Genomic DNA, 24,068 nt, shown 5'->3' with positions numbered 1-24,068 from the left:
CCGCCGCCCGCCGCCCCACCGGCGCCCGCCCGCCCTGGCGCGCTCGGGCCCCGCTCACGCCCCGTCCGCCGCCCATTCCCCCCGCGCGGGTCCCGCCGGGCCGCCCCGGGCCTGGCGGTGGTCGCCCCGGAAGAAGGCGGCCGTGCGGGCGCGGAAGTCCTCGGCCGCTTCCCGTGCCTCCGCCCGGCGCTCCTCGCGCACCTTCGCGCGGGCGTTGCGCGCCGCCTCGTCGGCCGCCTCCTGCGCGGCCCGTACCTCCTCCGCCACGACCCCGGCCGGGACGCGCAGCACGCGGCCCCGGTAGCGGGCCGCGAGGCTGTCGGCGACGGCGGGGTCCCGCTCGTCGTCGACGGCGACGACGAGGACGTTGGAGCCGTCGGGCAGCCCCCGGCTGAGGACCGTGAGCGCGTCCAGTTCCCCGGCCTCCTCCTCGCCGGTGGCCGCGAGCCCGAACAGCGTTCCCGCCGTCCAGCCGAAGAGGACGCCGACCGGGCCCGCGAGGACGCCGAGGAGCGCGCCGACAGCCCCGCCCGCCCCCGTCGTGAGGTACTCGGCGGGGGCGTAGGTCTCGGTGACGGAGAGGGTGCCGTCGTTCGCGCGCTCCAGGACGGCGGCGCGGCTCACCTCCTCGGCCTCCTCGGCGTCGTGGAAGGCCGCGTAGGTGTCGCTGGGGTCGGGGAAGCTGAAGAAGAGGACGTTCGCGTTCCAGGCCATGGCCGGGGCTCCCTTTCGTGCGCGGGGACAGCCGTACGCACCACGCGCCGCCGGTACGCACCACCGCACCGACGCTAACCAGCCGGCCCCGCCCGCGCACGCCGCCCCGCCCGCCCCCTCGGCGCGTTTCGCCGCGATGCGTCCCTCAACGAGCTTGACGGCGGGCCCTCCTGCGCACGCGGCACGAGGCGTCAGCGCCTGCCGAAGCCGCCCCGAGCGACTCCCCCGACCGGGTGGCCCCGGCCCCCGGCCGCCGCGCACGCGCCGTGTCCACCAGCTTGTTTTTCGCCAATGGACCGCACTTTTCACGCTTCCTCAGCACCGCAACATGCTGTTAACCCGGCGATCACCATTGCACAGCTAATCTTCCTCTTGACCATTGGTTGACCAATCATTGGCTGGTGCTTGACGTTCGGAAGTGGGGGGAGGAGGCGCGTGGTGCGAGGTCGGAGGGCTCGTGTCTGGGTGACGCTGGCCGTCGCGGCCGTACTCACCCTGGCCTCCTTCGCCCTCGCCCCCGCGTTCACTCCCGCACACGAGCAGCGGTTGGCAACGGTGGCGACCGCCGCCGAGCGGGTTCCGGTCGCCGGGCACGGACAGCCGCGCGCCCACGACCCGGCGGAGGTGCTCCGCACCCGGGACCGGCACCGGGCCGCCGCCCGCGGCGCCCCCTCTCCCGGCCCCGTGCCGCTGCCCGCGGAGCAGCGGCACCCGGGGTACGCCCCGCTCCTCCCGGACACGGAGGTGCGCGCCCGCCCGTGCCGCTCCGTCCCCGATCTCACCCCCGCCGCGTTGCAGGTCTTCCTCTGCTGACAGGGCGCTGCCACCCCCCACCGTCCTGTCAGTCCGACGCGCCCCCACGGCGCGCCAGGAGGAAACGTCACGTCATGCAGCCCCTCATCGACCGCGCCCGTACGTTCGGACAGCGCCCCGAGGATTTCGCCGGGCTCGCCGAAGGGCAGTCCCCCCAGGCCCTCTTCATCACCTGCTCCGACTCGCGGGTCGTGCCCGCGCTGATCACCGGCGCCCGCCCCGGTGAGCTCTTCGAACTGCGCACCGCGGGCAACATCGTCCCCGACCCGTCCGGCGGTCCCTGCGGCGAGGCCGCGACCATCGAGTTCGCCGTCGAGGTGCTCGGCGTCCAGGACGTCGTCGTGTGCGGGCACTCGCACTGCGGCGCCGTCGGCGCGCTGGTGCGCGGCGACGACCTCACGGCCGTCCCCCAGGTCCGTGACTGGCTCGCGTACGCCGCGACCGGCCCCACCGGTGAGGACCCCTCGGACCCCACGGTCGAGGCGGCCGTCCAGCGGCACGTCGTGACCCAGCTGGAGCGGCTGCGCGCCTACCCGTGCGTGCAGCGGCGGCTCGCGGACGGCCGCGTGCGCCTGCACGGCTGGTACTACGAGGTGCACACCGGCCGCGTCCGGACGCACCGCGCCGGGACCGACGCCTTCGAGGCGCTGTGAGCACCCCCGAGCGCGCGGACGCGCGCAAGTACCCCCACCTCAGGGCCGACTTCACCGCCTCCCTCGTCGTCTTCCTCGTCGCGCTGCCGCTGTGCGTGGGCGTCGCGGTCGCCTCCGGCGTCCCGGCCGAACTCGGCCTGGTCACCGGCATCGTGGGCGGTCTCGTCACCGGCCTCATGCGCGGCAGCAGCCTCCAGGTGTCCGGCCCGGCGGCCGGGCTCACCGTCCTCGTGTACGAGGCCGTGGACGAGTTCGGCCTGCCGGTGCTCGGCGTCATCGTCCTGGCGACCGGGCTGCTCCAGATCGGCATGGGCGCCCTGCGGATAGGCCGCTGGTTCCGGGCCATCTCGGTGTCGGTGGTCGAGGGGATGCTCGCCGGGATCGGCCTCGTCCTCACCGCGGGGCAGCTCTACACCGTCCTGGCCGCGAAGGCGCCGGAGTCGGGGCTCGGCAAGATAGCCGGGCTGCCCGAGGCGTTCTTCGGCGTCGCGGGCAGTACCGCCGGGCTCGCCTCGCTCGCGCTCGGCGCGGGCACCGTCGCGATCCTGGTGCTGTGGAAGTACCTGCCCGCGCGGGTGCGGGTGGTTCCCGGGCCGCTGGCCGCGGTCGGCCTCGCGACGGCGGCCTCGGTCGTCTTCTCCGCGCCCGTGGCCACCGTCGAGGTCAACGGCCTGCTCGGGTCGATCCAGCCGCCGTCCCTGGACGCGTTCGGCGAACTCACGGCCCTCGGCCTGATCGCCACCATCGTGGCGTTCACGCTCATCGCGTCCGCCGAGTCCCTGTTCAGCGCGGCGGCCGTGGACCGGATGCACGACGGGCCCCGGACCGCCTACGACAAGGAGCTGATGGCGCAGGGCGCGGGCAACGCGGTGTGCGGGGTGCTCGGCGCGCTGCCGATGACCGCGGTGATCGTGCGCAGCTCGGCCAATGTGCAGGCGGGCGCCCGCACCAAGGCGTCCCGTGTGCTGCACGGCGTGTGGCTGCTGCTGTTCGCGGCGCTCCTGCCGGGCGTCCTCGCCTACATCCCGCTCCCCGCGCTCGCGGGCGTCCTGGTGCACGCCGGGGCCAAGCTGATCCCGGCGCGCTCGCTCGTGACGCTGTGGCGCGAGCACCGGGGCGAGGCGCTGATCCTCGTCGTCACCGCCGTGTCGATCGTCGCGGTCAGCATGTTCGAGGGCGTCCTCGTCGGCATCGCCCTGTCCGTCGCCAAGACGGCCTGGGAGGCCTCGCACGTGAAGCTGGAGGTCATCGACAAGGGGGCGGGTCCCGTCCAGGCGTACCTGACGGGCAACGCGACGTTCCTGCGGCTGCCGAAGATCCTCGACAGCCTGGAGGCCCTGCCGCAGAACCGGCCCGTCGAGCTGCACCTGTCCGGGGTCAACCACCTCGACCACGCGTGCAGGACGGCGCTGGAGAACTGGGCGGAGCGGCACAGCTCCGCCGAGACGGAACCGGTCAAGGTCACCACCACCTGACCCGGCCGTGGTCGTCGAGCATGGCGACCGCCCCTGCCTCCGCGAGCCGGGCCATGGCAGCCGGGCGCCCTGACCCCCGGTCAGGGCGCCCGGCCCGCCGTGCCCGCCCCGCGGAAGCCCGGTGGGCCGCGGACGGTCGGCCGGACCGCCGCGGGGAGAGAACCGCGCCGCCCCTCTGGACACCCGCCCACGCGAGTGCTGTCATACCGCCGACCGCTCTTTTTTCCAACGTTGTAAGGGAGTTGCCCGCACACCGCACCCTCCGGAACCATCTGCCGAGCCGACAGGAGCACCACCCCCATGCACCTGAACCGCAGACAGTTCGCCTCCGCCTCGCTCGCCACCGCCGGCGCCCTCGTCCTGGGCACCCGCTTCTCCGGCCTCGCCACGGCCGCGGAACACCGCGCCGCGCCCGCTCGCGGCGGCCACTACACCCCCAGCAGGGCACCCCTGCGCCCCACCGCCTTCCTCCGCCTGCCGCCCACCGCCGTCACCCCGCGCGGCTGGCTCGCGACCCAGCTCACGCTCCAACTGCGCGGCCTGTGCGGCCAGTACGCGAAGACCTCGCACTTCCTCGACCGCGCCACGAGCGGCTGGGCCCACCCGGAGCGCGAAGGCTGGGAGGAACTCCCCTACTGGCTGCGGGGATACACCGACCTCGCCCTCGTCACGCGCGACACCGAGGCGCTCGCGGCCGTACGCGACTGGGTCGACGCGATCCTCGCCACCCGGCAGCCCGACGGCTTCTTCGGACCGGCGCGGCTGCGCACCTCGCTCGGCGGCGGCCCCGACTTCTGGCCGTACCTCCCGCTGCTCCAGGCACTGCGCTCCTGGTACGAGTACGACGGCGATGCCCGCGTGCTCCCCGCCCTCACCGCCTTCCTCCGCTACATGCACGCGCAGGGCCCGAGCGCCTTCAACCAGAGCTGGGTGTCCTTGCGGTGGGGCGACGGCCTCGACACGGTCTACTGGCTCTACAACCGCACCGGCGACGCCTTCCTCCTCGACCTCGCCGACAAGATCCACACGCACGGCGCCGACTGGCGCGCCCGTCTGGCGAGCCCGCACAACGTGAACATCGCGCAGGGCTTCCGCGAACCGGCCCAGTACGCGCTGCGCAGCGGCGCCGACGCGGACACCCGGGCCACGTACACGACGTACGAACTCGCCATGCGGCACGGGCAGTTCCCCGGCGGCGGCTTCGCGGGCGACGAGAACATACGCGAGGGGCACGACGACCCGCGCCAGGGCTTCGAGACGTGCGGCGTCGTGGAGTTCATGGCCAGCCACGAGCTGCTGACCCGGCTCACCGGGGACCCGCTGTGGGCCGACCGCTGCGAGGAACTGGCGTTCAACGCCCTGCCGCCCTCCCTCGACCCGTCCGGCAGGGCCGTCCACTACGTCACGAGCGCCAACAGCGTGGACCTCGACAACACCCCGAAGTCCGACCGGCAGTTCCAGAACGCCTTCGCGATGCAGGCGTACCTCCCCGGCGTCGACCAGTACCGCTGCTGCCCGCACAACTACGGCATGGGCTGGCCCTGGTTCGCGCAGGAACTGTGGCTCGCGACACCGGACCACGGCCTCGCCGCGCTGATGTACGCGCCGAACGAGGTCCGCGCGAAGGTCGGCGCGGAGGCGACCGAGGTGACCGTGAGCACCGACACGGCCTACCCCTTCGGCGACACCCTGACCTTCACCGTACGCACCCCGCGCCCCGTCGCCTTCCCGCTGCGGCTCCGCGTCCCCGCCTGGTGCGAGGCACCCGAACTCACGGTCAACGGGGCCGGGTCGGCGGCACCCGCGGGTCCCGCTCTCACCACGGTGCGCCGCACGTGGCGGAACGGCGACACCGTACGGCTCCGCCTCCCGCAGCGCGTCACCGTGCGCACGTGGGCGGCGCAGCACGGCGCGGTGAGCGTCTACCGGGGGCCGCTCGCCTACGCGCTGCGCGTCGGGGAACGGTACGAACGCCTCGGCGGCAGCGAGCAGTTCCCCGAGTACGCCGTCCACGCCACCAGTGCGTGGAACTACGCCCTGCTGCCCGACGGCCCGACGCCCGCGGTCCGTTCCACCGGCGCCGATCCGGACGCGAACCCCTTCACGCTCGACGGCACCCCGCTCGCGCTCACCGCGCGGGCCCGCCGCCTGCCCGAGTGGAGCACCGACGCGCAGCACGTCGTGTGGCCGCTGCAACAGAGCCCGGCGCGCGGTACCGAGCCCGAGCGGGACGTGACCCTCGTCCCGCTCGGCGCCGCCCGGCTGCGTGTCTCCGTACTGCCGACGGCGCACGCGGGCGGCACGCCGTGGCTCACGCAGCGCTGGTACCGGCTGCGCAACAGGCACTCCGGGAAGGTCCTCGCCGTGGACGGCATGTCCCACGCGGACTCGGCGCGCGTCGTGCAGTTCGCCGACAACGGCACCGCCGACCACCTGTGGGAACTCGTCCCCGAGGGCGACGGCTGGTACCGGGTGCGCAACCGCGAGTCGGGCAAGGTGCTCGGCGTCGACCTCATGTCGACCGCGGACTCGGCGCACGTCGTGCAGTTCGCGGACAACGGCACGGACGACCACCTGTGGCAGTTCCTGCCCGCGCCGGACGGCGGCCACCGCCTCAAGGTGCGGCACTCGGGCAAGGTGCTCGGCGTCGACGGCATGTCCACGGCCGACTCCGCGCAGGTCGTCCAGTTCGCCGACAACGGCACGGACGACCACGTGTGGGAGCTGCTGACCTGACGCGCCCTACAGCCGGACCCCGTAGTACCGCACCCCGTCCTCCTCGCGCGCGAAGGCGAAACCGGCCGCGAGGAGGACGCGCTGCGAGGCCAGGTTGCCGGCGTCGGTGTCGGCGGCGACCCCGCACGCGCCCTGCTCGCGCGCGAACACGAGCAGCCCTCGCACTGCCTCGGACGCGAACCCCCGCCCCCGCACGGCCGGTACGAGGTCGTAGCCCAGCTCGACCCACCCGCGCTCGTCGGGCGGCCCGTGGAAGCCGATCCCGCCCACGGCGGCCCCGTCCTGGCGCCGCCGGATCTCGTACGCGGGGAACTCCGCCGGGTACCCGTACTTCTCCACCATCTCCAGGTAGTGCAGGGCCCCGACCCGCGAGCTGTGCCCCGGATACCCCTCGCCCCACGGCACGGCCCCGGGCCCCACCCCCGGCACCCCCGCCGCGATCTGCTCGGCCTCCGCCACCGTCAGGGGGTGCAACACCAGTCGCCTCGTCGCGAGATCAGCAGCCATGGCTACGGGCATACCAGGTACGGCCGCACTCCGCAGCCGTTCCCCGCGATCGCGGGCAAACAGGGGGACGGGAGGCGGCCCCGCACCTCGCGTCCAGGACGGGACGGACCAGGGGGACGGGTCCCGCGCGCCCCGCGCCCAGGCCACGCCGCCGCCCCGCGCGCACGCCCAAGCCCCCGCGCACGAAGGCCCCCGCCCCCGGAGCACCGGAAGCGGGGGCCCGCGCCGGGACCCGGCACGCGGACGCGTCACCGCAGCGCCCGCGCCACCTCCACCGCCCAGTACGTCAGCACGTTGCGGGCGCCCGCGCGGCGGATGCCCAGGAGGGACTCGCGGATGGCGGCCTCGCGGTCGATCCAGCCGCGCTGCGCCGCCGCCTCGATCATCGCGTACTCGCCGGAGATCTGGTACGCCACGACCGGGACGTCGACCGACTCGGCGACCTTCGCGAGGACGTCGAGGTAGGGGCCCGCCGGCTTGACCATGACCATGTCCGCGCCCTCCTGGAGGTCCAGGGCGAGTTCGCGGAAGGACTCGCGGAGGTTCGCGGGGTCCTGCTGGTACGTCTTGCGGTCGCCGCTCAGCGAGGAGCCGACGGCCTCGCGGAACGGGCCGTAGAACGCGGAGGCGTACTTCGCCGTGTAGGCGAGGATCGCCACGTCCTCGTGGCCCGTCTGGTCGAGCGCGTCACGGATGACGCCGACCTGGCCGTCCATCATGCCGCTCGGGCCCACGACGTGCGCGCCCGCGTCGGCCTGGACCTGCGCCATCTCCGCGTACCGCTCCAGCGTCGCGTCGTTGTCGACGCGCCCCCGCGCGTCGAGGACCCCGCAGTGCCCGTGGTCGGTGAACTCGTCGAGGCACAGGTCCGACATGACGAGCAGGTCGTCGCCGACCTCGGCCCGCACATCGCGCAAAGCCTGCTGGAGGATGCCGTCCGGGTCGGTCCCCGCCGTCCCCACCGCGTCCTTCTTCGCCTCCTCGGGCACGCCGAAGAGCATGATCCCCGAGATTCCCGCCTCGGCCGCCTCGACCGCCGCCTTGCGGAGCGTGTCGCGCGTGTGCTGCACGACCCCGGGCATGGTCTCGATCGCGACGGGCTCGCTGATGCCCTCCCGCACGAACGCGGGAAGGATGAAGTCCGCCGGGTCGAGGCGCGTCTCCGCGACCATACGGCGCATCGTCGCGTGCGTACGGAGCCGACGCGGCCGGATGCCGGGGAAACCGTCGCCGTACTCGCTCATACTCGAACCACCTTTACGGGAAACACGGGAAGTCATGACGTGGCGCTGCGCCGCCTGCGCGCCCCGGGACGCCGCTCGCTCGGCCGGGTCACCTGCTCCCCCGCGTCGAGCGCGGCGAGCCGGCGCCGCGTGCCGAAGTCGGCGAGCGCGGCGGCGAGCTTGAGCGCGGAGGGCTCGGGGGCCATGACGTCCACGCGCAGCCCGTGCTCCTCGGCCGTCTTGGCCGTCGCCGGGCCGATGCACGCGATGACGGTGACGTTGTGCGGCTTGCCCGCGATGCCGACGAGGTTGCGGACGGTGCTGGAGGAGGTGAACAGGACCGCGTCGAAACCGCCGCCCTTGATCGCCTCCCGCGTCTCGGCCGGGGGCGGCGAGGCCCGCACGGTGCGGTACGCGGTGACGTCGTCGACCTCCCAGCCCAGCTCGATGAGCCCGGCCACGAGGGTCTCCGTGGCGATGTCGGCGCGCGGCAGGAAGACGCGGTCGATCGGGTCGAAGACCGGGTCGTAGGGGGGCCAGTCCTCCAGGAGCCCCGCGGCCGACTGCTCGCCGCTCGGGGTCAGGTCCGGCTTCACGCCGAAGGCGATGAGCGCCTTGGCCGTCTGCTCGCCGACCGCGGCGACCTTGATGCCCGCGAAGGCGCGCGCGTCGAGCCCGTACTCCTCGAACTTCTCCCGCACCGCCTTGACGGCGTTGACGGAGGTGAACGCGATCCACTCGTAGCGCCCCGTGACGAGGCCCTTCACGGCGCGTTCCATCTGCTGCGGCGTACGGGGCGGCTCGACGGCGATCGTCGGCACCTCGTGCGGCACGGCACCGTAGGAGCGGAGCTGGTCGGAGAGCGCGCGGGACTGCTCCTTCGTGCGCGGGACCAGGATCTTCCAGCCGAAGAGCGGCTTGGACTCGAACCAGGCGAGCTGATCGCGCAGCGCAGGGGCGGAACGCTCCCCGACCACCGCTATGACGGGCTGCGCGCCCTCCGGCGAGGGCAGCACCTTCGCCTGCTTGAGCACCTGGCCCACGGAGGCGAGGGTCGCCGTCCAGGTCCGCTGCCGGGTCGTGGTGCCCGCGACGGTGAGCGAGATGGGGGTGTCGGGCTTGCGCCCGGCGCTCACCAGCTCACCGGCCGCGCGCGCGACGCTCTCCAGGGTCGTCGTGACGACGACGGTGCCGTCGCTCTGGCCGACCTCGCTCCAGCAGCGCTCCGAGGCCGAGGCCGCGTCCACGAACCGCACGTCGGTGCCCTGCGCGTCCCGCAGCGGGACCCCGGCGTAGGCCGGGACCCCGAGGGCGGCGGCGATGCCGGGGACGACCTCGAAGGGGATGCCCTCGGCGGCGCAGGCGAGCATCTCGGCGGCCGTGTAGGTGTCGAGACCGGGGTCCCCCGCGACGGCTCGGACGACCCGCCTGCCGCCCCGTGCGGCCTCCATGACAAGATTGACGGCGTCACCGACTCCCGGCGTTCCGGGCTCGGTTGACGCCTCGTCGGTGAGCAGGGGTGCGTCCGCGTCGCCGCGCGCGTGCGCCCGGACGACGTCGAGCACCCGGGGCTCGGCGATCAGCACGTCGGCCGCGGCCAGTGCTTCCACGGCCCGCAGGGTGAGCAGGCCGGGGTCGCCCGGGCCCGCGCCCAGAAAGGTGACATGCCCGTGGGCCGGCTCGGTGGCGACGGCGGCAAGGGCGGAGGTGGTGGGGCTCATCGTGCTCGCTCCCCCATCAGACCGGCCGCGCCCTTCGCCAGCATCTCGGCGGCGAGTTCCGCGCCGAGCGCCTCGGCCTCCGCTTGCGTGGAGGGCACGTGACCGGTGGTGGTCAGCTGCACCAGCGAGGAGCCGTCGGTCGAGCCGACGACGCCCCGCAGGCGCATTTCGGTGGTCTGCCGCTGCGCGGCCTGGTCCTGCGTTCCGTCGGGGAAGTCGGCGAGCGCGCCCACAGGTGCGCTGCACCCGGCTTCGAGCGCCGCGAGCAGCGCCCGCTCGGCGGCCACGGCGGCCCGCGTGGACGGGTCGTCGAGCCGGGCGAGCGCCTCGGCGAGCGGCCCCGGGGGGCACTCGACGGCGAGCGCCCCCTGTCCGGGCGCGGGCAGGACGGTGTCGGGCGCGAGGTATTCGGTGACCTCACCGCCCCTGCCGAGCCGGTTGAGCCCGGCCGCGGCGAGAACCACGGCGTCCAGCTCACCGTCCCGTACGAAGTTGATCCTCGTGTCGACGTTGCCGCGGATCGGCACCGTCTCGATGTCGAGTCCCCGCGCGCGGGCGTGGGCGTTGAGCTGTGCCATGCGGCGCGGCGACCCGGTCCCGATCCGCGCGCCCCGCGGCAGTCGCTCCAGGGTGAGCCCGTCGCGCGCGATGAGCGCGTCCCGGGCGTCCTCGCGCGGCGGGACCGCGGCGAGCGCGAGCCCTTCGGGCTGGGCGGTCGGCAGGTCCTTCAGGGAGTGCACGGCGAAGTCCACGTCACCGCGCAGCAGCGCGTCGCGCAGCGCGGTGACGAAGACCCCCGTACCTCCGATGCGCGCGAGGTGCTCGCGCGAGGTGTCGCCGTACGTCGTGATCTCCACGAGCTCGACGGGACGGCCCGTCGCCTCGCGCACGGCATCGGCCACGAGCCCGGACTGCGCCATGGCGAGCTTGCTGCGCCTGGTGCCGAGCCGGAGTGGCTTGTCGGTCATGACCGCCCTCGATTCGGGTCGTCTGTACTGCTCGCGTCGGCCCGGCTGACGGCGGCCACCGTCTGCGGGTCGAGGTCGAAGAGGGTGCGCAGCGCGTCCGCGTACCCGGCGCCGCCGGGCTCGCTCGCGAGCTGCTTCACCCGCACCGTCGGCGCGTGCAGGAGCTTGTCCACGACGCGCCGCACGGTCTGGGTGATCTCGGCGAACTCACGCTCGCCGAGGCCGGGAAGGCGCCCGTGCAGGCGGGCCGTCTCGGCGGCCACCACGTCGGCGGCCATGGTGCGGAGGGCCACCACGGTGGGCGTGATGTGCGCGGCCCGCTGGGCGGCGCCGAAGGCGTCCACCTCCTGGGCCACGATGTGCTGCACCCGCTCGACGTCGGCGGCCATGGGCGCGTCGGCGCTGGCCGCGGCGAGCGACTCGATGTCGACGAGGCGGACGTGGTCGAGGCGGTGCGCCGCCGCGTCGATGTCGCGCGGCATGGCGAGGTCCAGGAGGGCGAGCGGGCGCGCGGCGCGGCCCGTCGTGGCCTCCTCGATGGCCTGGGCGGGCAGGACGAGTCCGGTCGCGCCCGTGCACGAGACGACGATGTCCGCGCGGGGCAGCTCGTCGGTGGCCTCGCCGATCGGCAGGGCGCGCGCGGCGACGCCCGTACCGCCGGGCTGGGTGAGGATCTCGACGAGCCGCTCGGCGCGGGCCCGGGTGCGGTTGGCGACGGCGATCTCGGCGACGCCTGCCCGCGCGAGCGTGGCGGCGGCGAGCGAGGACATCGAGCCTGCGCCGATGACGAGGGCGCGCTTGCCCTTCGCCCAGTCCTCGACGGAGGTGGCGTTCTGCGAGGCGCCCTCGCCCGGGGTGCCGTCCCCGGCCGGGGTGCTCTCCGCGAGCTGTGCGAGGCCGAAGCTCACGAGGGACTGGCCCGCGCGGTCGATCCCGGTCTCGCTGTGGGCGCGCTTGCCGACGCGGAGCGCGGACTGGAAGAGGTCGTTGAGGAGCCGCCCGGCGGTGTGCAGGTCCTGGGAGCGCGCGAGGGCGTCCTTGATCTGCCCGAGGATCTGCCCCTCGCCCACGACCATCGAGTCCAGTCCGCAGGCCACCGAGAAGAGATGGTGGACGGCGCGGTCCTCGTAGTGGACGTAGAGGTACGGGGTCAGCTCTTCGAGGCCGACGCCCGCGTGCAGGGCGAGGAGCGTGGAGAGTTCGGCGACGCCCGCGTGGAACTTGTCGACGTCCGCGTACAGCTCGACGCGGTTGCACGTGGCGAGGACCGCGGCCTCGGCGGCCGGTTCGGCGGCGAGGGTGTCCTGGAGGAGCTTGGCCTGCGCCTCGGCGCTGAGCGCGGCGCGTTCCAGGACGCTCACGGGGGCACTGCGGTGGCTGAGCCCGACGACGAGGAGACTCATGCCCGCATCACGGCGGGCAGGTCACCCTCCGGTCCCGGGCCGTCCCCGGCGCGCGCGGCGCGCTCGCCGGGGGTCTCCTTCGCCGCGACGCCGCTGACGGCGGTGGTCGGCGCGTTCCGCACGGCGCTCTCCTCGGCGGGGTTCTCCTCACCGGCCTTGCGCTGCTCGTGGAAGGCGAGGATCTGGAGTTCGATGGAGAGATCGACCTTGCGCACGTCGACGCCCTCCGGCACGGCGAGGACCGTGGGGGCGAAGTTGAGGATGGAGGTGATCCCGGCGCCGACGAGCCGGTCGCAGACCTGCTGCGCGGCCCCGGCGGGTGTGGCGATGACCCCGATCGAGACGTGCTGCTCGCGGATGACCGTCTCCAGCGTGTCGATGTGCTGGACAGGGATGCCCGCGACGGGCTTCCCGGCGAGCGCCGGGTCCGCGTCGACGAGCGCCGCGACCCGGAAGCCGCGCGAGGCGAAGCCGCCGTAGTTGGCGAGGGCCGCGCCGAGGTTGCCGATGCCGACCAGGACGATCGGCCAGTCCTGGGTGAGGCCCAGCTCGCGCGAGATCTGGTAGACGAGGTACTCGACGTCGTAGCCCACACCGCGGGTCCCGTAGGAGCCGAGGTACGAGAAGTCCTTGCGCAGCTTCGCGGAGTTGACCCCGGCGGCAGCGGCGAGTTCCTCGGAGGAGACCGTGGGGACCGAGCGCTCGGAGAGTGCGTTGAGTGCGCGCAGGTACAGCGGAAGCCGGGCGACGGTGGCCTCGGGGATTCCTCGGCTGCGGGTCGCCGGTCGGTGAGTTCGGCCAGTTGCCACGGTGCTCCTGCGGGTAGAGCGGGGCTCTGGGCGGTCAGTTGTCCCAGGACCGCCCCGTCGCCAGCAGGCTATGTCTTTGTGAACGCGTGCACAAAGATGGTGTCCGTTTTGTCCGGCCAAAGTGACCGGGGTCACGTGGCCGAATCCCCACGTCGGGGAACCGATGCGCGCGGGGCGCGAACGACCGTGCGGGGACAAGCCCGACACCTCTTTCCGAATGCTCAGTGCCCCCGCAGCCTGCGATTCGATGGTAAACGACCCGGAAAAACAAGCCCCTCGGCGAAAGAGGAGCGAGATCCGGGACCGGGCGCCGTGAGCCGTCACCGCGGCGCCCGGCGCGACCCGCGAGCCGTCACCGCAGCGCTTTGCGCAAACGCTCCGGGTCCACCTTCCAGAACGTGTGCTGTTCGCCGTCCACCAGGACCACCGGCACCTGCTCCCAGTACTCCCGGTACAGCGCCTCGTCCCGCGTGATGTCCTTCGTCTCCCACGCGACCCCCAACTCCCCGCACACCGCCTCCACGACGCGCTCGGCGTCCTCGCACAGGTGGCAGTCGGGCTTGGCGATGAGCGTCACGGTCCGTTCGGCGGCGGGCCTGCGACGGCCGAAGAGTCGTCCAGTCATACGCGCCATTCTCCGCCCGGCCGCCACCCCGTCCCGCCGCCCCCGCGCCCCCGGGACGACCGCTGCCCTTCCGCCACCGTTCCCGCCGACTCGTTATGCTCAACCGCATGGCCGCTCCCGGATGGCTCACCCCCCGCAGGCGCCCCGCCACCGCGCGCAGCGTACTGGCGGGCGAGGCCGCGGCCGAGGCCGCGCGGAAGAGCGAGAGCGAGTCCGCCCGGGAGGCCGCCGAGCCCGAGTTCCCGGTCGCCGGGGACACCCGCGCCGCCGCCTTCTTCGACCTCGACAACACCGTCATGCAGGGCGCGGCCCTCTTCCACTTCGGCAAGGGGCTGTACAAGCGGCGCTTCTTCGAGCGCCGCGAACTCGCCCGCTTCGCCTGGCAGCAGGCGTGGTTCAGGATCGCGGGCGTCGAGGACGCGGCGCACATGCAGGACGCGCAGGACAGCGCCCTCTCCATCGTCAAGGGCCGCCGCGTGGCGGAACTCACCTCGATCGGCGAGGAGATCTACGACGAGTACCTCGCCGACCGCATCTGGCCCGGCACCCGCGCGCTCGCCCAGGCCCACCTCGACGCGGGCCAGAAGGTGTGGCTCGTGACGGCCGCGCCCGTCGAGACGGCGACGCTCATCGCCCGCCGCCTCGGCCTGACCGGCGCGCTCGGCACGGTCGCGGAGTCCGTCGACGGCGTCTACACGGGCCGCCTCGTCGGCGAACCGCTGCACGGCCCGGCGAAGGCGGAGGCGGTACGGGCCCTGGCGGCGGCGGAAGGGCTCGACCTCGCGCGCTGCGCGGCGTACAGCGACTCGTACAACGACGTCCCGATGCTCTCCCTCGTCGGACATCCGTACGCGATCAATCCTGACGCGAAACTGCGCAAATATGCCCGCGCCCGCGAGTGGCGGCTGCGTGACTACCGGACCGGCCGCAAGGCGGCCAGGATCGGCGTCCCCGCCGCCGCGGGGCTCGGCGCCGTGGCGGGCGGCACGGCCGCCGCGGTGGCCATCCACCGCCGCCGTCACTGACCGCGCACACCGCGAAGCGGCACGTCAGACCCCTCCACCTCACTCTGCGTGAAGCTCGCCGCGAAGGCCCGAGCGTCAGCCATACCCAGCAGGGGCGGCCGGTAGTCCCGATTCCGGGGAGCCGTGCCCCCGCGACACGCACTCGGAAGACTTCGCGCAAAAACGGTCACCAACAGGGTTTTTGAGCGATCACCAATGCTCGTGGCTCCATAAGAGAAGCGACGCAAGCGACGATTTAGGCAACTCGGTGTAGCGCCGCCTGCACGAAGCGTTATTCTCCTCAAACGCATGACGGCCCCCCGCCTCCAGTACGCCGAGTGAACATGAGCCCGAGCCGTACGGGGAGGAGGAGCCGGAGTGCACGTGATGGAAGCTCTGCCTCTGGGAGTCCCGTGTACCCACACGTCGGGGTTGACGCCGCGGGCCTGGCCGCTCTCCGCGCCTCGGTAGTCGACCGCCTGCGCGGTTTCGTCCCCACCGCGTACGCCACACCCGTGTTCGCCACGCCCGCGCCCGCTCGACCGTGCTACGCCCTGGCCGAGTCGAGCACGGCCGTCGGCAGACGCGGCAGGTCCGCCGCGGCCACCACCACCCACCGCCGGCCTGCCGCGGACAGCGACAGCGCCCGCATGATGGACCTCGTCGAGAGGGCGCAGAGCGGCGAGGCCGACGCCTTCGGCCGCCTCTACGACCAGTACAGCGACACGGTCTACCGCTACATCTACTACCGCGTCGGCGGGAAGGCGACGGCAGAGGACCTCACGAGCGAGACGTTCCTGCGCGCCCTGCGCCGGATCGGCACCTTCACCTGGCAGGGCCGCGACTTCGGCGCCTGGCTCGTGACGATCGCCCGCAACCTCGTCGCCGACCACTTCAAGTCCAGCCGCTTCCGCCTCGAAGTCACGACGGGCGAGATGCTCGACGCCAACGAGGTCGAGCGCAGCCCGGAGGACTCCGTCCTCGAATCCCTCTCCAACGCCGCCCTCCTCGACGCCGTCCGCCGCCTCAACCCCCAGCAGCAGGAGTGCGTGACCCTGCGCTTCCTCCAGGGCCTCTCCGTCGCCGAGACGGCCCGCGTCATGGGCAAGAACGAGGGCGCGATCAAGACGCTCCAGTACCGGGCCGTCCGCACCCTGGCCCGCCTCCTCCCGGAGGACGCCCGCTGACCGAGACGGCTTCACCGAGGGCGGTCGCACCGGCGACGAGCCCTCACGCGGAGCGCCCGGACGACCACGTACGGACACAGTCCCCGCCTCTTCGTCACCCGTCCGTAACCCCGCCCCCAAGCCCGTCGTTGTCCCGAGCGCAGGCTCCCTCCGGTCACGCCGCCGCCGCCTGGCGGCGACCCCCACCAGGACCTTCCGGGGAGCCGATCGTCATGACGAGAGGAGGTGCCGCCAGTGATCGCGAACGTCTCGGCGCACCGGCGGGCGAACGCCTTCGCCCAGGCCCTGGACGAGCGGCCCGGAGAGGGCCTCGCGGCACAGCAGGGCACCGCGCAGGACCAAGGGGACCGCACCGACGAGCCGAGCCGGATGCTCGCGCTCGCCACCGGACTCGGCGCCCTGCCACCGCCCCTGCTGGACCCCGAGGTGAAAGTGGTCCAGCGGGCCCAGCTGGTCGCCGCGATGGAAACCATGCTCCGCGAGGGCACCGTGCCGGGCCTGGACAGCCCACGCCCTTCAATGCCCGGTCAGCGCCCCCGCAAGGGCGCCCACCGGGCGAACCCGCTCAGCAAGCTCAAGCCCCGCACCCGCCTCTCCAAGCGGCTCGCCGCCGGCGGCCTCACGGTGAGTGTCGCCGCGGGGGCCTTCGGCGGGGTCGCGGCGGCGAGCGGCGACGCCCTCCCCGGTGACTCGCTCTACGGGCTCAAGCGCGGGATGGAGGACCTCAGACTCGGCATGGCCGGGGACGACGCCGATCGCGGGCAACTGCTCCTCGACCAGGCGGGGACGCGGCTCTCCGAGGCCCGCAGACTCATGGACCGGGGCAGCGCGGGCCGCATCGACCACGAGCACCTCGGCGAGATCCGCCGCGCGCTCAACGGCGTCAAGTACGACGCCGGCGAGGGCCACCGGCTGCTCAGCAAGGCGTACAAGGCCGACCACTCGCTCGGTCACCTCCAGGCCCTCTCCTCCTTCGCGGGCACCCATCGCGAGGCCTGGGACCAGCTCCGCGAGCGGCTCCCGGTCCAGTTCGTCGACGTGAGCGACGAGGTCACCTCGGTGTTCGACGCGATGGAGAGCGAGGTCACCCCGCTGCTGCCGCACACCCCGGCGGCGAAGCCCGGCACCCCCGAGCAGCCGGGCTCCCCGACCGCGGGCGACCGCGACAGCGCCTCCCCGCACACCGGCGAGCGCGACCGGCACACCGGGGACGGCAAGGACGGGGCCTCGGGCGGGACACCCTCCAAGGGCGAGGGGCACAGCACCCCTCCCGCGCCTTCCGGACCGGCCCAGGACGACGACGGCCTCCTCGGCGGCGCGGGCCGGCTCCTCGACCCCCTCAAGCCCTCGGCCGGCTCCTCGTCCCCGGACGGCAGCGGCGCCGGGAGCTCGAAGGGCGACCAGGGCGGCACGGGCGGCGACCGCGAGCGCGCACCCGACCCGGTCCCGGACATCACCCTGCCCCCGCTCCTGCCGGGGGTCCTCCCGGGCCTCGGCCTGGGCGCGCAGGACGACTCCTAGGACACAGCCGCCGTGTCCCGGTCCGGCCCCCGCTGCCCGGTCCCGTACCTCTGACCGGTCCCGCCCCCGCTGCCCGGTCCCGGCAGTGAGGCCCGACAGGCGGAGAGGCCCATCAGGCGCGCGGCCCGTCAGAAGAACACCGACCGCCGCCGCACAAGCGCCTCGTACAGCATGTGCTGAATCCGCTCCCGGACCTGGTCCGTGAGGTTGAAGACGAGCATCGGGTCCTCGGCGGCGGCCGGCGGGTGGCCCGAGGTGTCGAGCGGCTCGCCGAACTCGATGGTCCACTTCGTCGGCAGCGGGAGCGCGCCGAGCGGCCCGAGCCACGGGAAGGTCGGCGTGACGGGGAAGTACGGGAGGTTGAGGAGGCGGGCGAGCGTCTTCGCGTTGCCGATCATGGGGTAGATCTCCTCGGCGCCGACGATCGCGCACGGCACGATCGGCGCCCCGGCGCGCAGCGCGGTCGCCACGAAGCCGCCACGCCCGAAGCGCTGGAGCTTGTACCGCTCGGCGAACGGCTTGCCGAGCCCCTTGAACCCCTCCGGCATCACCCCGACCAGCTCGCCCGCGGTGAGGAGGCGTTCGGCGTCCTCGGCACACGCGAGGGTGTGCCCCGCCTTGCGCGCCAGCTCCCCGACCACGGGCAGCCGGAAGACGAGGTCGGCGGCGAGCAGCCGCAGCCGCCGGGCGGCCGGGTGCTCGTCGTGGAGCGCGACCTGGAGCATGAGCCCGTCGAGCGGCAGCGTCCCCGAGTGGTTCGCGACGAGCAGCGCGGCCCCGTCCGCGGGCACGTGCTCCAAGCCCTTCACCTCGACGCGGAAGTACTTCTCGTACAGCGGCCGCAGCGCCTCCAGGAGCACCTCCTCGGTCAGCTCGGCGTCGTACCCGAAGTCGTCGACCTCGTACGCGCCCGTGAGCCGCCGCCGCAGGAAGGCGAGCCCGCCCGCCAGCCGCCGCTCCCACTCGGGCCCGGCTTCCTCCTCGCGCGCGGCGCCCGGCAGTTCCCGTACCTCCGCCTCGCCGCCGTCCCGCCGCTCGCCGCGCCGCTCGCGGGCGCGATCGTCGTCGAACGGGATCACCTTCGCGTCGGCCATGGGGCGGGACTCCTTCGGGTGCGGTGGTTCAGGGCGTACGGAGCTGGGCGAGGCGGTCGACGGCGGCGCCCACGAGCGCGGGCGGGAGCAGCCCGGGGCCGCGGGCGCGCGCGAAGTCGGCGAAGGTCGCGGCCGTCCCGTACGCCGGGGTGAAGCCGAGGTCCTCGCGGAGCCGGTCGGTGGCCACGACCCTGCCGTGGGTGAGCATCCGCCACTGCTCGGGCGAGAAGTCCCCGAGCCCCGCGCCGCGCAGCGCGGCACCCGCCCAGCGTGCGACGGGCGGCAGCAGCGCCACCGTGGGCCGCCCGAGCCGCCGGGCGCACTGCGAGAGCAGCAGCACGCCCTCGCCCGCGACGTTGTACGTGCCGTCGCCGCGCGTCGACGCGCTCTCGGGCAGGCAGGCCAGGAGCCGCAGGATGGCGAGCACGTCGTCCTCGTGAACGAACTGCAGCCGGGGATCGTGCCCGAGCACGGTGGGCAGCACCGGCAGTGCGAAGTACGCGGCGAAGGGGGACTCGGCACCGGGGCCGAGGATGCCCGCGAAGCGGAGCACGCCGACCGCGACGTCGGGGCGGCGGCGGGCGAAGCCCCGTACGTAGTTCTCGACTTCGCCGACGTCCTTCGCGAAGCCGCTGTGCGGCGGGGCGTGGTGCGGGCCGGTCTCGTCGACGACGGCGGGATCGCGGGCGGCCGAACCGTACACGGCGGTCGAGGACTTCACGACGAGGCGGCGCACCCACGGGGACTTCTGGCAGGCGCCGAGGAGCTGGAGGCTCCCGATGACGTTGGTCTCCTTGACCCCGGCGCGCGGCACTCCGGGCGCCGTCCCGGTCACGTCGAGGTGCACGACGGTGTCGACGGCGTGCTCGGCGAGCACCCGCGCGATGACGGGCTGCCGCAGGTCGGCGCGGACGAACTGCGCCCGCCCGAGCGGCTGCGCGGGCGCCGCGGCGTCCACCGCGATCACCCGGTCCACCGCCGGGTCCTCCTGCACGGCGCGGACGAACCGCGCCCCGAGCCTGCGCCCGGCCCCCGTCACCAGCACGACACTGCCCACGCGATCCGCCGCCCTTCCGTGGCGTACGCCGATGGGGCCACGGTAGCGGGCGGGGGACACGGGGTGGGGAGCGGTGGGGGCGGTGGGGGCGGTCTCAGCCCCGTGAGGCCGCGCGCCCGCCCGGACACAGGACCGCGGCCCTCCCCCGGAGTGAACCGGGGAAGGGCCGCGGTGGAGCGCCCCGCTCTCGCGGGGAAGGGCTCACTTCTTGTTACGACGCTGGACGCGCGTACGCTTCAGCAGCTTGCGGTGCTTCTTCTTGGCCATCCGCTTGCGCCGCTTCTTGATGACAGAGCCCACAACAACCCTCGCTCACTACTCGGAACACCCCCGCAACTGGCGGGGGCACTTGGTGCGGGGCTGCATGGGCCCACACGACCTACGTCGGCCCAGCCTACCCGCCACCCGCTCCGAGCCCTAAATCGAGGGCATCCCCCCTGCCCGGGGCCCGGCCGAGCACCGGGTTCCGGGCAGGGAGGAGCGGCCTCAGGCGGTCTCCACCCCCACGTAGGACTCGCGGAGGTACTCGTGCACCGCCTGCTCGGGGACCCGGAAGGACCTTCCGACCCGGATGGCGGGCAGATGACCGCTGTGCACCAGGCGGTACACGGTCATCTTCGACACTCGCATCACCGAGGCGACCTCGGCGACGGTCAGGAACTGGACCTCGTGGAGAGGACGCTCGTCAGCAGTGGCCATCACTACACCTGTACCTTCCGCTCGGACGCGCACCGGCTTCCCCTCCGGTGACTCCTCGTCGCTGAGCGCTCACTCCCCAGATTAGGGGCGGGTGATGCGAGTGGGGAAGAGGAGCAGGCATCCTCTGTTTACCGTGACAGACACGCCGGATTGAGTACATAACGAGTAATCGACCGGTAGTACCCGGTCCGCACGGCACCACCAAGCGGAACGGGGAACGTCCCCCGCCCCTCCCTCCCACCGCCGCCCGGCGGGGTCCCTGTGCGCCCCCCGTGCCCCGCCGCCCCACGACCGAGCTGACCTGCACCGCCACCCCGGCCCTTCCCCCGCGCCCCACCACGGCTCCTCCCTCGTCCGCCCCCCGTGAGCCGGTCCGTCCCGGGAGGCCCCCGCCAAGGGCTCGCGCCCGGCTCACACCCGGCGCGAGCGGAGGGCGCCGAAGCGAGGGGAGGAAACGGGAAAACGTAGGCGAGGCAGGGCGGGCGTAGGCCGAAGCGGGTCGTTGCGTCGACACCTCGGTGCGGACACGGGAGGAGACGAGGAGGGCGAAGCGGCCAGGGGGAGGTCCCGCGTTGGGCGTAGGGCGGGTGCGCCGAGGGCCGCGCCGCGCCTTACGGAAGGAGCCCCCGCAGGGGGAAGACGGCCTTGCGCGTCGCGATGACCGCCTGGTCGATCCGGTCCGCCGGGTCGTAGCCCTCTTCCCACGGCTGCCACCGCACGGGCCAGCGGCCGTCCGTCATCCGGTACGGCGCCTGCTGCCGCGTCCCGGCGTACACCTGCTGCCGCCACTCCTCCGGCACGGCCGCGAGCGGTTCGACGGGCCGGTGCGCGGCGATCGCGGTGAGGTGCGTCCAGGAGCGCGGCACGATGTCGGCGACCGCGTAGCCACCGCCGCCGAGCGCGAGCCAGCGTCCTCCCGCGTACGTGTGCGCGAGGTCGTGGCACGCGGACTGCACGGCGCGCTGCGCGTCGAGCGAGACGGCGAGGTGTGCGAGCGGGTCCTCGAAGTGGGTGTCGGCGCCGTGCTGCGTGACGAGGAACTGCGGGTCGAAGTCCGCGAGCAGTTCGGGCACGACGGCGTGGAAGGCGCGCAGCCATCCCGCGTCCCCGGTCCCCGCGGGCAGCGGGAGGTTCACCGCCGAGCCCTCCGCTTCCTCGGCGCCCGTCTCCTGCGGCCAGCCGGAGTTCGGGAAGAGGGTGCGCGGGTGCTCGTGGACCGAGATGGTCAGGACACGCGGATCGGTCCAGAACGCGGCCTCGACGCCGTCCCCGTGGTGCACGTCCGTATCGACGTACGCGACCCGCTCGGCGCCCAGTTCGAGGAGCCGTGCGATCGCGAGCGCCGCGTCGTTGTAGACGCAGAATCCGGAGGCGGCGGCCGGCATCGCGTGGTGGAGGCCGCCGGTGAAGTTCACGGCGTGCGCGGTGTCCCCGCGCCACAGCGCCTCCGCGGCGGCCACGGACTGCCCGGCGATGAGCGCCGACACCTCGTGCATTCCGGCGAACGCCCAGTCGTCGGTGGTGCCGAGCCCGTACCGCTGGTCGGCGTGCTCCGGGTCGGCGGAGGCGGCTCTGACCGCGGCGATGTAGTCCTCGCGGTGGACGAGCCGCAGCGTCGAGTCCCCGGCGGGCGGGGCCGCGACGACCTTGAGCGCGGCGTCGACACCGAGGCCCGCGACGAGCTTGCGGGTCAGGTCGAGCCGTACGGGGTCCATCGGGTGACCGTCGCCGAAGTCGTACGCGGTGACGCCGTCATCCCACATCAAGTGCGCGAGGCCGCTCATGCCCGTCACCGTACCGGGCGGGCGCGGGCGCGAAGGAACGCGCGTATCCCAGCGTGAGGAGGACGAGGACGAGCGGGACGATCATCGCGCCCCGGTAGTTCCAGGCGTCGCCGAGCGCCCCGACGAGCGGGGAGCCGACGAGGAAACCGACGTAGTTGAAGACGTTGAGCCGCGCGACGGCCGCGTCCGAGGCGTGCGGGAACATCCGCCCGGCGGCGGCGAAGGTCTGCGGTACGAGGACGCACAGCCCGAGCCCGAGCAGCGTGAACCCCAGCATCCCCGCCCAGGGACCGGGCGCGAGCGCCACGGCCCCGAAGCCTGTCGCGGCGAGCACGGCACCGGCCCGTACGACCAGGACGGGGCCGAAGCGCCGCACCCCGAAGTCCCCCAGCCCCCGCCCGATGAGCGTCGTGACCATGTACACGTTGTAGGGAACGGTCGAAAGCTGCTCCGAGCTGCCGAGGACGTCCTGGAGGTACTTCGCACTCCAGTTGGAGACCGTCGAGTCGCCGATGTAGGCGAAGGTCATGACGAGACAGAGCGGGAGCAGCGTCCGGAAGACGACGCCGGTTTCCGGCGCCCGCTGCCGCTCCTGCTCTCGCGGCCCGGGGACGGCCTCTTCCTGCTCGCTCTTGCGCGTGTCCGCGTACCAGCGGCTGCCGATGAGGGCGGCGGGGAGGGTGACGGCGACGAGCGGGAGGTACGAGACGCCGAGGGAGAGGTGCCAGTGCGCGCCGGCCCAGGCGAGCGAGGCGCCGAGGATGCCGCCGAGGCTGTAGACGGCGTGGAAGCCGAGCATGATGCTGCGGCCGTAGGCCCGCTGGAGGCTGACGCCGAGCATGTTCATCGAGGCGTCGAGTGCCCCGACGCCGAGCCCGAAGACGGCGAGGGCGAGGGCGAGGGCCACGACGCGGTCGCCGTAGCCGACGCCGAGGAGGGCGAGCAGCGCGAGGGGTTGCGACCAGCGCAGCACCCGGCTGGGCCGCGCCCGCTTGACGAGCTGTTCGGTGACGACGCTCCCGGCACCGGCGAGGACGGGGACCGCGGCGAGGAAGACGGGCAGGAGCCCGTCGGATATCCCGTACGTGTCCTGGACGGCGGGGATGCGGGTGACGAGCAGCGCGAAGGCCGCACCCTGCACGAAGAAGCTCAGGGCGAGCGCGGCCCTGCCGTGCCGCAGGCGTCCCTCGACGGTGGCGGGAGCGGTCATGGCGGGAGCGTAGGCGCCCGCACTACCAGCCGGTAGGCCAATCAGCCGAGCAAATCGGGGAGTTGGGCCATGCGCCCGAAGTCGGCGGTGACCGGGCCGAGTGCGGCCGCCGGGGTCATGGCGGTAAATCCGTACACGTCCATCCCGGCGGCCCGCGCGGCTTCGGCGCCGAGCGGGCTGTCCTCGACGACCGCGCACCGCTTCGGGGGCACTCCGCTCGCGCGGGCCGCGTGCAGGAAGAGGTCGGGAGCCGGCTTCCCCCGGCCGACGTCCTCGGCGCTGAAGACGCGGTCCTCGGGGAACCAGCGGTCGAGCCCGGTGACGCCGTGCCCGAAGCGGATGCGCTCGTGGCTGCCGGAGGAGGCGACGCAGTACGGCGTCCCGCTCTCCTTCAGCCGGGCGAGGACCTCGATGACACCCTCAACCGGCTTCAGCTCGCGCGCGAAGGCCGCGAAGACCCGCTCGTGGAAGTCCGCGTCGAAGGTCTCGGGCAGCCTCTGTCCGGTCCGTTCGAGGATCGTGTCGTGCACCCGGTGCAGAGCGCCGCCCATGTAGTCCCGGAGGGAGTCCTCGTACGTGGTGGGGTGGCCGAGTTCCGTGAGGTACGCGGCGAGCACCGTGTTGGACAGCGGTTCGCTGTCCACGAGGACTCCGTCGTTGTCGAAGATGACCAGGTCGTAGCGCATGGCTCCGACAATAACGCGGCACGGAATACGGGCCCTGAACGCGGAAAAGCCCCGCACCATAAACGGTGCGGGGCTCCCCACAAAGATTGTTCGGCGGCGTCCTACTCTCCCACAAGGTCCCCCTTGCAGTACCATCGGCGCTTTGAGGCTTAGCTTCCGGGTTCGGAATGGGACCGGGC

22 protein-coding genes and 1 rRNA gene are annotated in these 24,068 nt (G+C 73.6%); 7 read left to right on the top strand and 16 right to left on the bottom strand.

All coding sequences use genetic code 11. The features are described 5' to 3' along the window. Window positions 1-54 precede the first annotated feature (54 nt). Window positions 55-714: a hypothetical protein gene (locus IF99_RS0114980; protein ID WP_030996975.1), complete on the bottom strand. Its 660-nt coding sequence runs from the start codon at window positions 712-714 to the stop codon at window positions 55-57. Between the two features lie 465 nt (window positions 715-1,179). Between IF99_RS0114980 and IF99_RS31645 the strand changes: the two genes are divergently transcribed. From IF99_RS31645 to IF99_RS0114960, 4 genes are all read left to right on the top strand, one after another. Next, the gene (locus IF99_RS31645) at window positions 1,180-1,527 is read left to right on the top strand and encodes a hypothetical protein (protein ID WP_051703511.1); all 348 of its coding nucleotides are present in this window, start codon (window positions 1,180-1,182) and stop codon (window positions 1,525-1,527) included. Window positions 1,528-1,601: 74 nt separating this feature from the next. Then, window positions 1,602-2,180 (top strand): carbonic anhydrase, encoded by a 579-nt coding sequence (locus IF99_RS0114970; RefSeq protein WP_030996973.1) that lies wholly within the window; start codon window positions 1,602-1,604, stop codon window positions 2,178-2,180. Continuing rightward, a complete protein-coding gene (locus IF99_RS0114965; RefSeq protein WP_030996972.1) occupies window positions 2,177-3,655 on the top strand; it encodes a SulP family inorganic anion transporter in 1,479 nt (492 codons plus the stop codon). The genes IF99_RS0114970 and IF99_RS0114965 overlap by 4 nt, the downstream gene beginning before the upstream one ends. A 300-nt stretch (window positions 3,656-3,955) precedes the next feature. Beyond that, on the top strand, window positions 3,956-6,391 hold the full coding sequence (locus tag IF99_RS0114960) for a beta-L-arabinofuranosidase domain-containing protein (protein WP_030996971.1): 2,436 nt from the start codon (window positions 3,956-3,958) through the stop codon (window positions 6,389-6,391). Window positions 6,392-6,397: 6 nt separating this feature from the next. Here IF99_RS0114960 and IF99_RS0114955 read toward each other — a convergent pair whose 3' ends face one another. The 7 genes from IF99_RS0114955 to IF99_RS0114925 all read right to left on the bottom strand — a co-directional run bounded on the left by IF99_RS0114955 (window position 6,398) and on the right by IF99_RS0114925 (window position 13,656). Continuing rightward, on the bottom strand, window positions 6,398-6,910 hold the full coding sequence (locus tag IF99_RS0114955) for a GNAT family N-acetyltransferase (RefSeq protein ID WP_030996970.1): 513 nt from the start codon (window positions 6,908-6,910) through the stop codon (window positions 6,398-6,400). Window positions 6,911-7,146: 236 nt separating this feature from the next. After that, on the bottom strand, window positions 7,147-8,142 hold the full coding sequence (gene hemB / locus IF99_RS0114950; protein WP_030996969.1) for a porphobilinogen synthase: 996 nt from the start codon (window positions 8,140-8,142) through the stop codon (window positions 7,147-7,149). A gap of 32 nt (window positions 8,143-8,174) precedes the next feature. Continuing rightward, on the bottom strand, window positions 8,175-9,842 hold the full coding sequence (locus tag IF99_RS0114945) for a uroporphyrinogen-III synthase (RefSeq protein ID WP_030996968.1): 1,668 nt from the start codon (window positions 9,840-9,842) through the stop codon (window positions 8,175-8,177). Next, window positions 9,839-10,810: a hydroxymethylbilane synthase gene (gene hemC, locus IF99_RS0114940; RefSeq protein WP_030996967.1), complete on the bottom strand. Its 972-nt coding sequence runs from the start codon at window positions 10,808-10,810 to the stop codon at window positions 9,839-9,841. The genes IF99_RS0114945 and hemC overlap by 4 nt, the downstream gene beginning before the upstream one ends. Next, window positions 10,807-12,213 (bottom strand): glutamyl-tRNA reductase, encoded by a 1,407-nt coding sequence (locus tag IF99_RS0114935; protein WP_030996966.1) that lies wholly within the window; start codon window positions 12,211-12,213, stop codon window positions 10,807-10,809. Before IF99_RS0114935 ends, hemC begins: the two co-directional genes overlap by 4 nt. Then, window positions 12,210-13,022: a redox-sensing transcriptional repressor Rex gene (locus IF99_RS0114930; protein WP_030996965.1), complete on the bottom strand. Its 813-nt coding sequence runs from the start codon at window positions 13,020-13,022 to the stop codon at window positions 12,210-12,212. The genes IF99_RS0114935 and IF99_RS0114930 overlap by 4 nt, the downstream gene beginning before the upstream one ends. A 352-nt stretch (window positions 13,023-13,374) precedes the next feature. Next, on the bottom strand, window positions 13,375-13,656 hold the full coding sequence (locus IF99_RS0114925) for a glutaredoxin family protein (RefSeq protein WP_420705673.1): 282 nt from the start codon (window positions 13,654-13,656) through the stop codon (window positions 13,375-13,377). A 98-nt stretch (window positions 13,657-13,754) separates the two neighbouring features. On the opposite strand from IF99_RS0114925, the gene IF99_RS0114920 reads away from it, so the two are divergent. The 3 genes from IF99_RS0114920 to IF99_RS0114910 all read left to right on the top strand — a co-directional run bounded on the left by IF99_RS0114920 (window position 13,755) and on the right by IF99_RS0114910 (window position 17,359). Then, window positions 13,755-14,672 carry an HAD family hydrolase gene (locus IF99_RS0114920; RefSeq protein WP_030996963.1) on the top strand — a complete coding sequence of 306 codons (918 nt, stop codon included), beginning with the start codon at window positions 13,755-13,757 and terminating at the stop codon, window positions 14,670-14,672. A gap of 392 nt (window positions 14,673-15,064) precedes the next feature. After that, the gene (locus IF99_RS0114915) at window positions 15,065-15,838 is read left to right on the top strand and encodes an ECF subfamily RNA polymerase sigma factor, BldN family (RefSeq protein ID WP_009067884.1); all 774 of its coding nucleotides are present in this window, start codon (window positions 15,065-15,067) and stop codon (window positions 15,836-15,838) included. 234 nt (window positions 15,839-16,072) lie between these two features. Next, the gene (locus tag IF99_RS0114910; protein WP_030996962.1) at window positions 16,073-17,359 is read left to right on the top strand and encodes a DUF5667 domain-containing protein; all 1,287 of its coding nucleotides are present in this window, start codon (window positions 16,073-16,075) and stop codon (window positions 17,357-17,359) included. 128 nt (window positions 17,360-17,487) lie between these two features. Here the strand turns inward: IF99_RS0114910 and IF99_RS0114905 are convergent, their stop codons facing one another. The 8 genes from IF99_RS0114905 to rrf form a co-directional block, all read right to left on the bottom strand. Next, window positions 17,488-18,453 (bottom strand): lysophospholipid acyltransferase family protein, encoded by a 966-nt coding sequence (locus IF99_RS0114905; protein ID WP_030996961.1) that lies wholly within the window; start codon window positions 18,451-18,453, stop codon window positions 17,488-17,490. A 28-nt stretch (window positions 18,454-18,481) separates the two neighbouring features. Beyond that, window positions 18,482-19,510: an NAD-dependent epimerase/dehydratase family protein gene (locus tag IF99_RS0114900; RefSeq protein ID WP_030996960.1), complete on the bottom strand. Its 1,029-nt coding sequence runs from the start codon at window positions 19,508-19,510 to the stop codon at window positions 18,482-18,484. Between the two features lie 201 nt (window positions 19,511-19,711). Next, entirely contained in the window at window positions 19,712-19,810 is a 99-nt protein-coding gene (locus tag IF99_RS32335; protein WP_003948845.1) for a 30S ribosomal protein bS22, read from the bottom strand. Between the two features lie 186 nt (window positions 19,811-19,996). Beyond that, window positions 19,997-20,209 (bottom strand): helix-turn-helix domain-containing protein, encoded by a 213-nt coding sequence (locus IF99_RS0114890; RefSeq protein WP_030996959.1) that lies wholly within the window; start codon window positions 20,207-20,209, stop codon window positions 19,997-19,999. A gap of 611 nt (window positions 20,210-20,820) precedes the next feature. After that, window positions 20,821-21,993: an acetoin utilization protein AcuC gene (locus tag IF99_RS0114885; RefSeq protein WP_030996958.1), complete on the bottom strand. Its 1,173-nt coding sequence runs from the start codon at window positions 21,991-21,993 to the stop codon at window positions 20,821-20,823. Beyond that, entirely contained in the window at window positions 21,962-23,203 is a 1,242-nt protein-coding gene (locus IF99_RS0114880) for an MFS transporter (RefSeq protein ID WP_030996957.1), read from the bottom strand. Before IF99_RS0114880 ends, IF99_RS0114885 begins: the two co-directional genes overlap by 32 nt. 41 nt (window positions 23,204-23,244) lie before the next feature. After that, window positions 23,245-23,889: an HAD family hydrolase gene (locus IF99_RS0114875; protein ID WP_030996956.1), complete on the bottom strand. Its 645-nt coding sequence runs from the start codon at window positions 23,887-23,889 to the stop codon at window positions 23,245-23,247. Window positions 23,890-23,977: 88 nt separating this feature from the next. Next, window positions 23,978-24,068, bottom strand: a 5S ribosomal RNA gene (rrf, locus tag IF99_RS31640); the annotation flags it as partial.

The sequence above is a fragment of the Streptomyces sp. NRRL F-5630 genome, from assembly GCF_000719475.1.
Taxonomy (GTDB): domain Bacteria; phylum Actinomycetota; class Actinomycetes; order Streptomycetales; family Streptomycetaceae; genus Streptomyces.
The sequence above is the reverse complement of the archived record's forward strand: the minus strand, read 5'-3'. Positions and strand labels throughout refer to the sequence as shown.

Bases quoted from the DNA above. Each gene is read 5' to 3' on its own strand.
- IF99_RS0114980 (WP_030996975.1), bottom strand. From the start codon at position 714: ATGGCCTGGAACGCGAACGTCCTCTTCTTCAGCTTCCCCGACCCCAGC.
- IF99_RS0114970 (WP_030996973.1), top strand. From the start codon at position 1,602: ATGCAGCCCCTCATCGACCGCGCCCGTACGTTCGGACAGCGCCCCGAG.
- IF99_RS0114960 (WP_030996971.1), top strand. From the start codon at position 3,956: ATGCACCTGAACCGCAGACAGTTCGCCTCCGCCTCGCTCGCCACCGCC.
- IF99_RS0114955 (WP_030996970.1), bottom strand. From the start codon at position 6,910: ATGCCCGTAGCCATGGCTGCTGATCTCGCGACGAGGCGACTGGTGTTG.
- hemB (WP_030996969.1), bottom strand. From the start codon at position 8,142: ATGAGCGAGTACGGCGACGGTTTCCCCGGCATCCGGCCGCGTCGGCTC.
- IF99_RS0114945 (WP_030996968.1), bottom strand. From the start codon at position 9,842: ATGAGCCCCACCACCTCCGCCCTTGCCGCCGTCGCCACCGAGCCGGCC.
- hemC (WP_030996967.1), bottom strand. From the start codon at position 10,810: ATGACCGACAAGCCACTCCGGCTCGGCACCAGGCGCAGCAAGCTCGCC.
- IF99_RS0114935 (WP_030996966.1), bottom strand. From the start codon at position 12,213: ATGAGTCTCCTCGTCGTCGGGCTCAGCCACCGCAGTGCCCCCGTGAGC.
- IF99_RS0114925 (WP_420705673.1), bottom strand. From the start codon at position 13,656: ATGGCGCGTATGACTGGACGACTCTTCGGCCGTCGCAGGCCCGCCGCC.
- IF99_RS0114920 (WP_030996963.1), top strand. From the start codon at position 13,755: ATGGCCGCTCCCGGATGGCTCACCCCCCGCAGGCGCCCCGCCACCGCG.
- IF99_RS0114905 (WP_030996961.1), bottom strand. From the start codon at position 18,453: ATGGCCGACGCGAAGGTGATCCCGTTCGACGACGATCGCGCCCGCGAG.
- IF99_RS0114890 (WP_030996959.1), bottom strand. From the start codon at position 20,209: ATGGCCACTGCTGACGAGCGTCCTCTCCACGAGGTCCAGTTCCTGACC.
- IF99_RS0114885 (WP_030996958.1), bottom strand. From the start codon at position 21,993: ATGAGCGGCCTCGCGCACTTGATGTGGGATGACGGCGTCACCGCGTAC.
- IF99_RS0114880 (WP_030996957.1), bottom strand. From the start codon at position 23,203: ATGACCGCTCCCGCCACCGTCGAGGGACGCCTGCGGCACGGCAGGGCC.
- IF99_RS0114875 (WP_030996956.1), bottom strand. From the start codon at position 23,889: ATGCGCTACGACCTGGTCATCTTCGACAACGACGGAGTCCTCGTGGAC.